General features: G+C 37.4%; 14 protein-coding genes. 10 read left to right on the forward strand and 4 right to left on the reverse strand.

Annotated elements, in window-relative coordinates; all coding sequences use genetic code 11:
- Positions 1-28 precede the first annotated feature (28 nt).
- Positions 29-391 (forward strand): YbaN family protein, encoded by a 363-nt coding sequence (locus DV428_RS04410; RefSeq protein ID WP_114908814.1) that lies wholly within the window; start codon positions 29-31, stop codon positions 389-391.
- On the forward strand, positions 384-1,925 hold the full coding sequence (locus tag DV428_RS04415; protein ID WP_114908815.1) for a peptide ABC transporter substrate-binding protein: 1,542 nt from the start codon (positions 384-386) through the stop codon (positions 1,923-1,925). The genes DV428_RS04410 and DV428_RS04415 overlap by 8 nt, the downstream gene beginning before the upstream one ends.
- A 320-nt stretch (positions 1,926-2,245) precedes the next feature.
- On the opposite strand, the gene ribA is transcribed toward DV428_RS04415, so the two are convergent.
- On the reverse strand, positions 2,246-2,896 hold the full coding sequence (gene ribA / locus DV428_RS04420; protein WP_114908816.1) for a GTP cyclohydrolase II: 651 nt from the start codon (positions 2,894-2,896) through the stop codon (positions 2,246-2,248).
- 69 nt (positions 2,897-2,965) lie between these two features.
- Here ribA and DV428_RS04425 point away from each other — a divergent pair, with 69 nt between their 5' ends.
- From DV428_RS04425 to gdhA, 7 genes are all read left to right on the forward strand, one after another.
- Positions 2,966-3,691 carry a phosphatase PAP2 family protein gene (locus DV428_RS04425; RefSeq protein WP_114908817.1) on the forward strand — a complete coding sequence of 242 codons (726 nt, stop codon included), beginning with the start codon at positions 2,966-2,968 and terminating at the stop codon, positions 3,689-3,691.
- Between the two features lie 63 nt (positions 3,692-3,754).
- Positions 3,755-4,669, forward strand: coding sequence for an N-acetylglucosamine kinase (nagK, locus tag DV428_RS04430; RefSeq protein WP_053466162.1), 915 nt, complete (start codon positions 3,755-3,757; stop codon positions 4,667-4,669).
- Between the two features lie 183 nt (positions 4,670-4,852).
- A complete protein-coding gene (locus DV428_RS04435; RefSeq protein ID WP_162790773.1) occupies positions 4,853-6,292 on the forward strand; it encodes an alanine/glycine:cation symporter family protein in 1,440 nt (479 codons plus the stop codon).
- Between the two features lie 172 nt (positions 6,293-6,464).
- Positions 6,465-6,692, forward strand: a complete 228-nt coding sequence (gene tatA / locus DV428_RS04440; protein WP_005629124.1) for a twin-arginine translocase TatA/TatE family subunit — start codon at positions 6,465-6,467, stop codon at positions 6,690-6,692.
- A gap of 3 nt (positions 6,693-6,695) precedes the next feature.
- On the forward strand, positions 6,696-7,256 hold the full coding sequence (gene tatB, locus DV428_RS04445) for a Sec-independent protein translocase protein TatB (RefSeq protein ID WP_114908819.1): 561 nt from the start codon (positions 6,696-6,698) through the stop codon (positions 7,254-7,256).
- Positions 7,257-7,265: 9 nt separating this feature from the next.
- Positions 7,266-8,054, forward strand: a complete 789-nt coding sequence (tatC, locus tag DV428_RS04450) for a twin-arginine translocase subunit TatC (protein ID WP_114908820.1) — start codon at positions 7,266-7,268, stop codon at positions 8,052-8,054.
- A gap of 355 nt (positions 8,055-8,409) precedes the next feature.
- Positions 8,410-9,759, forward strand: a complete 1,350-nt coding sequence (gene gdhA / locus DV428_RS04455; protein WP_114908821.1) for an NADP-specific glutamate dehydrogenase — start codon at positions 8,410-8,412, stop codon at positions 9,757-9,759.
- 106 nt (positions 9,760-9,865) lie between these two features.
- On the opposite strand, the gene fur is transcribed toward gdhA, so the two are convergent.
- The 3 genes from fur to DV428_RS04470 all read right to left on the reverse strand — a co-directional run bounded on the left by fur (position 9,866) and on the right by DV428_RS04470 (position 11,749).
- Positions 9,866-10,309, reverse strand: a complete 444-nt coding sequence (gene fur, locus DV428_RS04460) for a ferric iron uptake transcriptional regulator (RefSeq protein ID WP_053466167.1) — start codon at positions 10,307-10,309, stop codon at positions 9,866-9,868.
- Between the two features lie 29 nt (positions 10,310-10,338).
- Positions 10,339-10,863 (reverse strand): flavodoxin FldA, encoded by a 525-nt coding sequence (fldA, locus tag DV428_RS04465; RefSeq protein ID WP_053466168.1) that lies wholly within the window; start codon positions 10,861-10,863, stop codon positions 10,339-10,341.
- A 103-nt stretch (positions 10,864-10,966) separates the two neighbouring features.
- Complete coding sequence (locus DV428_RS04470) at positions 10,967-11,749, reverse strand: alpha/beta fold hydrolase (RefSeq protein ID WP_114908822.1); 783 nt, start codon at positions 11,747-11,749, stop codon at positions 10,967-10,969.
- A 69-nt stretch (positions 11,750-11,818) separates the two neighbouring features.
- On the opposite strand from DV428_RS04470, the gene seqA reads away from it, so the two are divergent.
- On the forward strand, positions 11,819-12,430 hold the full coding sequence (gene seqA / locus DV428_RS04475; RefSeq protein WP_005635399.1) for a replication initiation negative regulator SeqA: 612 nt from the start codon (positions 11,819-11,821) through the stop codon (positions 12,428-12,430).

Below are 12,430 nucleotides of genomic sequence, written 5' to 3' on the forward strand. Positions count from 1 at the left end.
TTCGCATTTTCTTTTTATTAGGAACATTATGAAGTTTATTTACATTGTTTTAGGTTTTCTTTCTCTTGCACTTGGCATCATTGGAATTTTCCTTCCTATTTTACCGACCACGCCGTTTTTATTACTTACTTTATTTTTCTTTGCAAAAGGTTCAAAACGCTTAGAACAATGGTTTTTAAGCACAAGTATTTATCAAAAACATCTTAAGTCTTTTAATGAAAATCGATCATTAAAGAAAAATACCAAAATTTATATTTTGAGTTTTTCGACCACAATGTTGCTTATTGGTTTTTATTTCACGCCAAGCGTAATAGGGCGTAGTGTTATTGCGGCGTTGATTTGTATTAAGTTTTGGTTCTTCTTATTTTGGGTTAAAACTGAAAATGAATAATTTTCTCGCTTTGTGCCAGCGAAGTGCGGTTATTTTTTCCATTGTTTTTACGGTAGTGGCTTGTGATAAATTGGATAACCCCAAGTCTGTTTCGCCACGAGTTGAGGCACCGAAAAATACTCAATTGGAATCTAACCGAGTTGAATTAAAACGTGGTGTTTATAGCGATTTGACTTTGCAACCTTGGCAAGCACAAAACGAAGAACAAACGCAATTATTACGCGATCTTTTTGAAGGCTTAACAGCTTATGATGTGCAAGGTAATCTTATTCCTGCCGCAGCAGAAAGCTGGCAAACTAAGGATAATAAAACATGGATTTTCACTTTGCGTGAAAATGTCAAATGGTCGAATGGTGAATCAGTAACAGCCTCTGATTTTGTGCAATCTTGGCAAGCACTTTCTCAATCTGAAAGTCCACTTAAAAATTATTTGGCTTTCATGAATGTGAAAAATGCGAAGGCAGTATTGGAAAAAATACTAGCTGTGGAATCGCTCGGATTATTTGCCGAAAATGACCGCACTTTACGCATTGAATTAGATAAAGCATCGCCATATTTACCTTCTATGTTGGCGCACGTCAGCCTTTTGCCTCGTTATACGAAATCGACTGAAACGTTTATCAGCAATGGCGCCTATCAATTACAAAGTCAGGCTGAAAATCAGCACATTTTAACTGCCAATCCTTATTATTGGGCGAAAGAAAAAGTGATATTTGAGCAAGTGAAGTATCAAAAAATTACAGAAAATGCAGATTTGTCTGATTTTGATGTTGTATTGAATCCGAAAAAAACAGTTCAAAATATCCAAGATTATCCGCAACTTTGTACTTATTTCTATGAGTTTAATCTTGTCGATCCTATGTTGCAAAAAAGTGCGGTAAGAAAAGCGATTGCTTCGATGGTTTCTACGAAAAATTTGGTTGCTGATATTGCTCATCTTCATCCTAGTAATACTTTTTTGCCAAAATCTATGCTAGGTGAGCAAGAATCTGTTTGGGAGCCTGTTGTTGCAGAACAGCTTCTTTCCCAAAACCACATTAATGAAACTCACCCGTTGAAATTACGTATTCGTTATGATGATTCGTCTCTGAATCAAACCATTGCAATGCAATTAAATCGTCAGTTATCGCAATCAGATTTATTACGAGTTGAAAATCAAGGGATGAGTTGGCAAGAATTGCAAACGGCTCGCACAAAAGGCGATTTTCAATTAATTCGATCAGGTTGGTGCGCTGATTTTAATGATCCCATCGCTTTCTTAAATTTGTTCTATTCCAAAAGCCCTGATAACAAAAATGGCTATAAAAATGCAGAATTTGATCGTTTATTTGAAAGTGCAATGACGACGACATCCGAAAAAGTGCGGTTAGAAAATTACGCGAAATTAAAAGGGATAGTTCAACAAGAATATTTAGTATTACCCATTTTTCAATATAGTACGCCAGTTTATCTCGCGCCAAGTATAATGGGGGCGCAAGTAAATTCTGTTGGTACTATTTATAGTAAAGATTTATGGCGAAAGGTTAAAAATTAGTAATCGCACTTGCAATTAAGGAGAGAATTCTTTAAGATTGGGGGCATTGGGGACAACTCCTACATCGTCCCCGTAGCGATTATCTTAGATAACTGTACCAGAACAGCTAACTAAACAACAGATAATCAAGAAAATGAAAAAGGTCATTTTTTTCATTTTACTTACTCCTGATAAGCCCCGATCTTTGGAATACGAGACGGGGTTTCTCGTTTTTAGCAATATGCTAAAAAATCTTTTGATTATTCCATGGCATAAAGTTTAAATAAAAAAGCCATACTGTTCAATACAACAGTATGGCTTTTTTAACATGTATTATTTTATTAAATTATTTCTTCTTGGCAATGTGGACAGGTCATTAAATGTTGTTCATTATTGTTATGCACAATGTAATGGCCCATTTTTTTCGCTTTAGTATCAAGATATTTTGTGTTGTAGCGGTTTTCGCCAACATTAAGAGGTACTCGTTCAACCACGTTGATACCTGCTTTTTTCATGGTTTCTACTTTTTCTGGGTTGTTGGTCATCAAGCGAACTTTTTTTACACCAAGTAGCTCAAACATATCGGCACAGACTTCAAAGTTGCGTTCATCCGCTTTGAAACCTAAAGCAAGATTGGCTTCAATGGTATCCATTCCTTTATCTTGTAAAGAATAAGCACGGATTTTATTAATCAAACCAATGCCACGGCCTTCTTCACGATGATAAATTAAGACACCGCGACCTTCTTCTTTAATTTGTTTCAACGCTGTCGCCAGTTGGAACCCACAATCGCATTTTAAGCTGTGAAGCGCATCGCCAGTTAAACATTCAGAATGGATGCGTGCTAACACAGGTTCATCAGCATTAGAAATATCGCCCATTACTAAGGCTACATGTTCTTTTTTGGTATCTGGAAATTCAAACCCCACCATTCTGAAAATACCATATTCAGTAGGTAAATTGGCTTGCGCAACTAGCTGAATTTTTGCCATAAAGTGATCCTTATTCGTAGTCATTTCTGTTAGAATGCGCGCGTTATTTTTTATTATTAAGGGGCGAGCATGTTTAAAAGACTGTCATTATATACGTTATTACTTTGTCTTGTACCATTTTTTATTTGGGGTATTTCCTATCAGTGGCATGGCAATAGCCAATTAACTGAAGCTGATTATTGGCTTTATTTGCTCACTGAAACGGGTAGCGTACCTTATGCTTTGATCACCTGTGTGTTGTTTACGCTTTTGTTCGCGTTTTTATTTAAAAATCCAAAACAATGGATATTAGGCGTAATTGTGATGGGGATTTCAGTTATTGCCACTCAAGCGGCAAAAACGGGGGCAAAAGCATTGTTTGAAGAACCTCGTCCCTTCACCGTGTATCTAGCTGAGCAAACTCATTCAACGCCTGAAAACTTTTATAAAAATGACCGCACTTTGCGTGCAGAAATCGCTAAGGATTTTTATTCGATGGATGCCATCACGCCAGCTTGGTTAGTTCATCATTATGAAAATGAAACGGGGTATTCGTTCCCTTCTGGGCATACGATTTTTGCGGCAACTTGGCTTATGCTTGCTGTTGGCTTTACCCAATTATTGGGTAATCGTTCTTTTAAAGCAAAATTGCTGGTGGCGGGTATTGCAGTGTGGGGCTTGCTGATGTTGATTAGCCGTGTGCGATTAGGCATGCATTACCCAATTGATTTATTGGTGGCGACATTGCTGGCATGGTTGATTAATTGCATTATTTTTGTCTTTTTAAAGAAAAAGGCGATCTTCGTCATAAAATAATGATTTAAGTGTGGTTAAAATTTTGGTTAATTTTAACCGCACTTCTTTATAAAGGAGCAGATTATGTATTATGGTTTAGATATTGGTGGCACGAAAATAGAGCTTGCCGTATTCAATGAGAAATTAGAAAAATTATATTCTGAACGGGTGCCAACACCTAAAACCGACTATGAAGAATGGCTTAACACAATTGTGGATTTAGTGAATCGTGCTGATGAAAAGTTTGGTGAAGTCGGTACGGTAGGTTTGGGCGTACCTGGTTTTGTTAATCAACAAACTGGATTAGCAGAAATTACCAATATTCGTGTGGCAGATAATAAACCAATTTTACGCGATTTGTCTGCGCGTTTAGGCCGTGAAGTGCGGGCAGAAAATGACGCAAATTGTTTTGCGTTATCTGAAGCGTGGGACGAAGAAAATCAACAATATCCGACTGTACTTGGTTTAATTCTTGGGACTGGTTTTGGTGGTGGCTTTGTCTTAAACGGTAAAGTTCATTCAGGTCAAGTTGGAATGGCGGGAGAGCTTGGTCATTTACAACTAAATTATCATGCCTTGAAATTATTAGGATGGGATAAAGCCCCAATTTATCAATGCGGTTGTGGCAACAAGGCTTGTTTGGATAATTATCTATCTGGTCGCGGTTTTGAAATGCTTTATCGAGATTTGAAAGGCGAAACATTATCTGCTCGTGAAATTATCGATTTGTTCTATCAAGGCAATGAAAGTGCGGTAGATTTTGTGAATCTTTTTGTTGAATTAGCGGCGATTTCTATTGGCAATATCATTACGGCATTTGATCCGCATATGATTGTGTTAGGTGGTGGATTATCTAATTTTGATTACCTTTATGAGGCTTTACCAAAAGCATTACCGCCTCATTTGATGCGGACAGCAAAAGTTCCGCCAATTAAAAAAGCAAAACACGGCGATTCTGGTGGTGTGCGTGGTGCGGCAGCGTTGTTTTTAACCAAATAATTCAACAAACTAGTGGGGCGTATTCAAATAATACGCCCTTTGTTTTAGAAAATATTTAGAATATTCTAAATTTATTAGATTTTTTCTTGTCTGTGTTTACTTTCTTTAGAGAAATCATTAAAAAATCTCGCCTTTTCATTGAAAAACCATACAATCAAATTATTTATCGCTTGAGGGATGATTATGGAATTTGAATTTTCAAAAATGTTAGAAGAAGTGCTAACTTGGATAGTCGCACACCTTGATGGACCTTTATGGGATGCAACAATTATTATTTTGCTTGGGACGGGTCTATTTTTTACTATTACAACAGGATTTGTGCAGTTCCGTTTATTCCCAGCAAGCCTTCGTGAAATGTGGTTTGGTCGTGCAGTGGAGGGAAGTTCATTAACGCCTTTCCAAGCGTTTACGACAGGTCTTGCGAGCCGCGTTGGTGTGGGTAACATTGGTGGGGTTGCAACGGCAATCGCATTAGGAGGCGAAGGTGCAGTGTTTTGGATGTGGGTAACCGCATTTATTGGTATGTCGAGTGCTTTCGCTGAATCTACTCTTGCTCAATTATTTAAAATTCAAGATAAAGATGGATCATTCCGTGGCGGCCCTGCTTATTATATTGTGCAAGGTTTAAAATCACGTTGTATGGCAGTGGCTTTTGCGCTTGCATTAATTTTTACATTTGGTTTTGCCTTTAATTCTGTACAGGCAAACTCCATTGTTGAAGCGACGAGCAATGCGTGGAATTGGAAAGGGGAATATGTCGGTATTTCATTAGTAATTTTGACCGCACTTATTATTTTCGGTGGCGTTAAGCGTATTGCGGTTATTTCGAGTAGTCTTGTGCCAATGATGGCACTTTTCTATTTGATTATGGCAGTGATTATTCTTGGCATGCATATTGATATGATCCCTTCCGTGATTCATCGTATCATTCAAAGTGCATTTAGTTTTGATGCTGCCGCTGGCGGAATGTTTGGTGCATTGGTATCAAAAGCAATGATGATGGGGATTAAACGCGGACTATTCTCTAACGAGGCGGGGATGGGTTCTGCGCCTAATTCGGCTGCAGCAGCACACGTGAAGCATCCAGTTAGCCAAGGTTTAGTGCAAATGCTCGGTGTTTTTGTTGATACTATGATTGTTTGTTCTTGTACTGCGGTAATTATTTTGCTTTCAAATAATTATGGTAGTGAAACGCTAAAAAGTATCTCACTTACGCAAAATGCCTTGCAATATCATGTAGGTGAATTTGGGGTACATTTCCTGGCGTTTATCTTATTGTTATTCGCTTATTCTTCTATTATTGGTAACTATGCTTATGCGGAAAGCAATATCCGTTTTATCAAGAATAAACCTTGGTTTGTATTTTTGTTCCGTTTAATGGTGCTATTCTTCGTGTATTTTGGTTCGGTTCGTTCAGGCAATGTGGTGTGGAATTTCGCAGATACGGTAATGGCAGTCATGGCAATCATTAACTTGATCGCAATTTTGATGTTGTCTCCAATCGTATGGAAATTGATGAAGGATTATCAACGCCAGCTTAAAGAAGGTAAAACACCAGAGTTTAAGATTGACGAACACCCTGAATTACGTAAGAAAATATTAGATTCCCGCATTTGGAAATAAAGATAAAATGGCTAGAAAGAAATTTTTAGCCATTTTTAGTTTATTCATATATTGCGTTTTATCATTAATATCGTGATAAATTGAAAATAATCCCCGATAGCTATTGTTCTAAGTGGGTAAAAAGGGTATATTCCGACCCAAATTTTTTCTTTTTTACAGAACGGAGTTTATTATGTTTGGTTTATCCCCTGCTCAAATGATTATCTTATTAGTAGTCATTTTATTGGTTTTCGGTACGAAAAAATTAAGAAATGCGGGTTCAGATCTTGGCGCTGCAGTGAAAGGCTTTAAGAAAGCAATGCAAGATGATGAAAAAGCAAAAGATGCAGAATTTAAGTCTATTGACAATAATGCAACATCTGCAAAAACTGAAACTACAAAAGAGAAAGAACAGGCTTAATCCGTGTTTGATATTGGTTTTTCAGAACTTGTTTTGTTAATGGTGGTTGGCCTAGTTGTGCTAGGGCCGAAGCGTTTACCTGTCGCTATTCGCACAGTGATGGGCTGGGTGAAAACGATTCGTGGTTTAGCTGCCAATGTGCAAAATGAGTTGAAACAAGAACTAAAATTGCAAGAATTACAGGATAGTATCAAAAAAGCTGAATCTTTAAACTTGCAAACCCTTTCACCAGAATTGAGTAAAACGGTGGAAGAATTAAAAGCTCAAGCAGATAAAATGAAAGCCGAGCTAGAAGATAAAGCAGCTCAAGCTGGTACAACAGTGGAAGAGCAAATTAAAGAAATTAAAAGTGCGGCTGAAAATGCAGAAAAACCTCAAAATGTGGCATTAACAGAGGATTCGACAGAAACTTTACCTGAAGTAGAAAAAACACCTGCAGATTTAACCGCACTTGAAGCCCACGAGCAAGCAGAATTGACCGAGCGTTTATCTGATTATTATCCGCCGGATGATATTGAAATCGCGCCAGCACCAAAATCTCAATCTTCAAAAACTGAATCATAGCGAGTTTTTATGAGTAATGTGGATGAATCTCAACCTCTAATTACACACCTTGTTGAGCTAAGAAACCGTTTATTACGCTGTGTGATTTGTGTGGTATTGGTTTTTGTCGCATTGGTGTATTTTTCCAATGATATTTATCATTTCGTTGCTGCACCTTTAACAACGGTTATGCCAAAAGGTGCGACGATGATCGCAACCAATATTCAAACGCCTTTCTTTACGCCAATTAAATTGACGGCGATTGTTGCTGTTTTTATTTCTGTCCCTTATTTGCTTTATCAAATTTGGGCTTTTGTTGCGCCAGCATTGTACCAACATGAAAAACGGATGATTTATCCGTTGCTATTTTCAAGTACGATTTTATTTTATTGTGGCGTGTCTTTTGCTTATTACGTTGTTTTCCCCTTTGTATTTAGTTTCTTTACACAAACTGCACCGGAAGGTGTTGCTATTGCAACAGATATCAGCAGTTATTTAGATTTTGCTTTAGCGTTGTTTTTAGCCTTTGGTGTTTGTTTTGAAGTACCGATAGCTATCATTCTACTTTGCTGGACTGGCGTAACAACAGTAAAAGCACTTTCAGGAAAACGTCCTTATATTATCGTGGGGGCATTTTTTATCGGCATGCTTTTAACTCCTCCTGACGTTTTTTCACAAACTTTACTCGCGGTGCCGATGTGTTTGCTCTTTGAACTTGGCCTATTAGTAGCTCGTTTTTATCAACCCAAAGATGATGAAAGTGCGGTTGAAAATAACGATGAATCAGAAAAACAGAAGAATGAATCAATTAATATATAAAATGGGGGCTTAGCCCCTTTTTTATTGCATTGATGACATCGTCGCGTTGTTTTTTCATAAAACAATATCTTTTGGTTTATTCGCGACTAAATGTGATTTATAGCTGAGTAAAAGTTTCGTATTTTCACCTAAAACATCATCATTTTATTAGGTTATTATCTTTATTTTTATTTTCTATTTAATAAATTGGGTGATTTTTTAGATAATTTCTTTCTGTTTTCTTTTTCTTTAAATTTACTTCATAAAAATTATTGCAACGTTAAATCGCTCATTGCATATTGTCATTGCGCCCTATGAGGCGAACATAATAAAAACACAATACACACAATATCAACAACAAAGAAGGAAATTCATTATGTCAACAGTTGCTTCCTTAGATGCATTCTTAGCAAAAGTCGCTCAACGTGATGGTCATCAACCTGAGTTTTTACAAGCGGTTAGAGAAGTGTTTACTTCTATTTGGCCTTTTTTAGAAGCTAATCCTAAATATCGTTCAGAGGGATTATTAGAACGTTTAGTCGAGCCTGAACGTGCATTTCAATTCCGCGTAGCTTGGACCGATGATAATGGCCAGGTGCAAGTCAATCGTGCATTCCGCGTGCAATTTAACAGTGCAATTGGTCCATTTAAGGGCGGTATGCGATTCCATCCATCAGTAAACTTATCTATTTTAAAATTTTTAGGTTTTGAGCAAATTTTTAAAAATGCTTTAACTACATTGCCTATGGGCGGAGCAAAAGGTGGTTCAGACTTTGATCCAAAAGGGAAATCAGATGCTGAAGTCATGCGTTTTTGCCAAGCATTGATGGCTGAACTTTATCGCCATGTAGGGGCGGATACTGATGTGCCTGCGGGTGATATTGGTGTTGGTGGGCGCGAAGTTGGTTATTTAGCTGGCTATATGAAAAAATTATCCAACCAAGCAGCATGCGTCTTTACTGGGCGTGGATTATCTTTTGGTGGTAGCTTAATTCGTCCAGAAGCAACAGGGTATGGCTTAGTTTATTTTGCTCAAGCCATGTTGGCTGAAAAAGGCGATAGTTTTACGGGGAAAGTCGTATCGGTTTCAGGTTCTGGCAATGTAGCGCAATATGCTATTGAAAAAGCATTATCTCTTGGCGCAAAAGTGGTGACTTGCTCTGACTCATCAGGATATGTTTATGATGCTGAGGGATTTACTACTGAAAAATTAGCCGCACTTTTAGAAATTAAAAATGTAAAACGTGGTCGAGTGAAAGATTATGCAGAACAATTTGGTTTGCAATATTTTGAAGGTAAACGCCCTTGGGAAGTGAAAGTTGATATTGCGCTTCCTTGTGCAACTCAAAATGAATTAGAACTTTCAGATGCTCAACTTTTAATTAAAAATGGCGTGAGATTGGTTGCTGAAGGCGCCAATATGCCAACTACCATTGAAGCAACAGAAGCGTTACAGGCTGCTGGTGTATTATTTGGACCTGGTAAAGCGGCTAATGCTGGTGGCGTAGCGACTTCTGGTTTAGAAATGGCGCAAAGCTCACAACGTTTGTATTGGACTGCAGAAGAAGTGGATGCAAAATTGCATCGAATTATGTTAGATATTCACGCAAACTGTAAAAAATACGGCACGATTGAAGGACAAGAAAATATCAACTATGTGGTAGGAGCAAACGTAGCAGGTTTTGTCAAAGTCGCTGATGCTATGTTGGCACAAGGTGTTTATTAACATCTAAAAAAGCCAAATCAAATAACCGCACTATAATAAAGTGCGGTTATTTTTTTAGGATGAAATTTGAATATAAGAAAGGCGACATTTTGTCGCCTTAGAGATGTTATTTATTTGAATTGTTTTCATCACAATGATTAATATCACTACATTTCCCGTAAAGATATAAACTATGCGCTTTTAATTTAATGCCATATTTTTCGCTAATTTCACGTTGGCGTTGTTCAATAATATTGTCAGTAAATTCAAATACTTTTCCGCAATCTTCACAGATAATATGATCATGGTGTTCAGTGGGTGCTAGCTCAAATACAGATTTGTTCCCTTCAAAATTGTGACGAATTAGAATATGAGCCTCGTCAAATTGATTTAATACTCTGTAAACAGTCGCTAAGCCAATTTCACTCCCTTGCTCTAGCAGGATTTTGTATACATCTTCTGCTGAGAAATGTTCATTTTTGTGTTCTTGCATTAAGCTAAGAATCGTTAAACGTGGTTCGGTAATTTTTAATCCAGCTTTTTTGAGTAATTTAATGTTTTCTTCAGACATAACGTTCCCTTCTTATTGTGTGAGAAATGCTAAGCAAGCTCGGTCAAACACATTTCATCGTAAATTTGTTTACACCATTTTTCCACACGTTCTGCAGTAAGTTCAGGTTGTCGATCTTCATCAATACACAACCCAATGAAAGTTCCATCTTCTAATAATGCTTTTGAAGCTTCAAAAGTATAGCCTTCAGTTGGCCAGTTACCCACAATGATTGCGCCGCGCGGTTCTACGATGTCGCGCACGGTGCCGATAGCATCGCAGAAATAATCAGCATAGTCTTCTTGATCGCCACAGCCGAAAATACCTACGAGTTTATCTGTAAAATCGATTTCTTCTAACGTTGGGAAAAAATCATCCCAGTCTGCTTGTGCTTCGCCGTAATACCAAGTCGGAATACCGAAAAGTAAGAAATCGTATGCTTCAATATCTTCTTTGCTACTTTTTGCAATATCACGAATATCGATTAAGTCGTTACCTAATTGTTTTTGGATCATTTTCGCGATGTTTTCGGTATTGCCTGTGTCACTGCCATAAAATAGACCAACAACTGCCATTTTTCTTTCCTTTTAAATTAAAATTTAACATATTGATTATAAATAGGGGATATTCCCTAAATTGTGTGGGAGTATACTACAAAAGTATTCTCATTTAAATTAATTAATTCTTATTTACAAATCGCTCTATCGCACGTATAACAAATTCAGGTTTTTCAGCATGGACCCAATGCCCACAACCACTAATAGTAAAAGACGTCGCATGAGGAAATTGTTCTAAAATTTTTTCGCTATTCTCTATTTTTATATAAGAAGAATTTCCACCTTTGATAAACAGCGTCGGCGTGAGTACATGCACCTTTTCCCAATCCATAATGTTAGCGTAATTGTTGAAAAGTGCGGTGAGATTAAAGCGAAAATAATCAGGTGAATTGGGTTCAAAAGATTTCAGCATAAATTGCACGACATCCTGATCATCAATTTCCTTTTCTAAGAGCGGTTTCGCTTCTTGACGAGTTTTAGGGGCTGCATTTTTGACAGCGAACAAGCCATTAAACACATCTTGATGTCCAAATCCTTCGTAAGGCAGGGGAGATATATCAATTACAATTAATTTTTCGACTAATTCGGGGCAAAGTGCGGTGATTTCCATGGCAGTTTTCCCCCCCATAGAATGACCAATTAATATCACTTTAGGTAAATTCAAGTGGCGGATTACTGCGATAACATCTTCAGCCATAAGTTGATAATTCATTTTTTCCGAATGAAAACTATGACCGTGATTGCGCAGATCCACGCGTAAAATATTGTAATTCTCGCTAAAAGCTCTGGCGATAATGCCAAGGTTATTCATATCCCCGAACAAACCATGAATAAAAACCAAAGTTGGAGAATTAATCGTTTGTTTTACTTGATGAAATTGATAATTGAGCAATGAATTTGCCATAATTTTTGCGTGAGAATTTGTAAAGAAGTCGCTATAATTAAAAAAATTCTAGCAAACAGAGAGAAAAAAATGAAGATCATTGAAGTTGATGAAGAATTATACCAATACATTGCGAGCCAAACCCGCTCTATTGGGGAAAGTGCTTCGGATATTTTACGCCGTTTGCTTAATTTACCGGCACATGCGAGTGTTTTCGCCGATGACTTAACATTTGCTCCGGCTGAAAATAACGAAAAAACAGAATCAAAAGTAGAAGTACAGACTGAACCTGCTAAGTCAGAAAGTGTAAAACCGACGAAAAAACAGCCGATAACTGCAATTAATCAGATCGTAGAAAAAGTTCAAACGTTGTTGAACTCGACAGAATTTCAAGAAGAAGGCAAAGCTGTTACACGTTTCTTAGCAATTCTACGCGTGCTTTATCGCACCAATCCTGAGAGTTTTGCGCAAGCCACAGAATCTTTACAAGGCCGTACTCGAGTTTATTTTGCGCGCGATGAAGCAACATTGTTAATGACTGGCAATCATACAAAACCAAAACAAATTCCAGATACGCCTTATTGGGTTATCACAAACACAAACAGTGGTCGTAAAATGCTGATGTTGGAAGGCGCAATGCAATCAATGGATTTGCCTGAAAGTTTAATTGACGAAGTGCGGGCATATTTCACGGTAAATTAA

Origin of the sequence: Haemophilus haemolyticus (assembly GCF_003352385.1) — a bacterium.
Classification (GTDB): domain Bacteria; phylum Pseudomonadota; class Gammaproteobacteria; order Enterobacterales; family Pasteurellaceae; genus Haemophilus; species Haemophilus haemolyticus_I.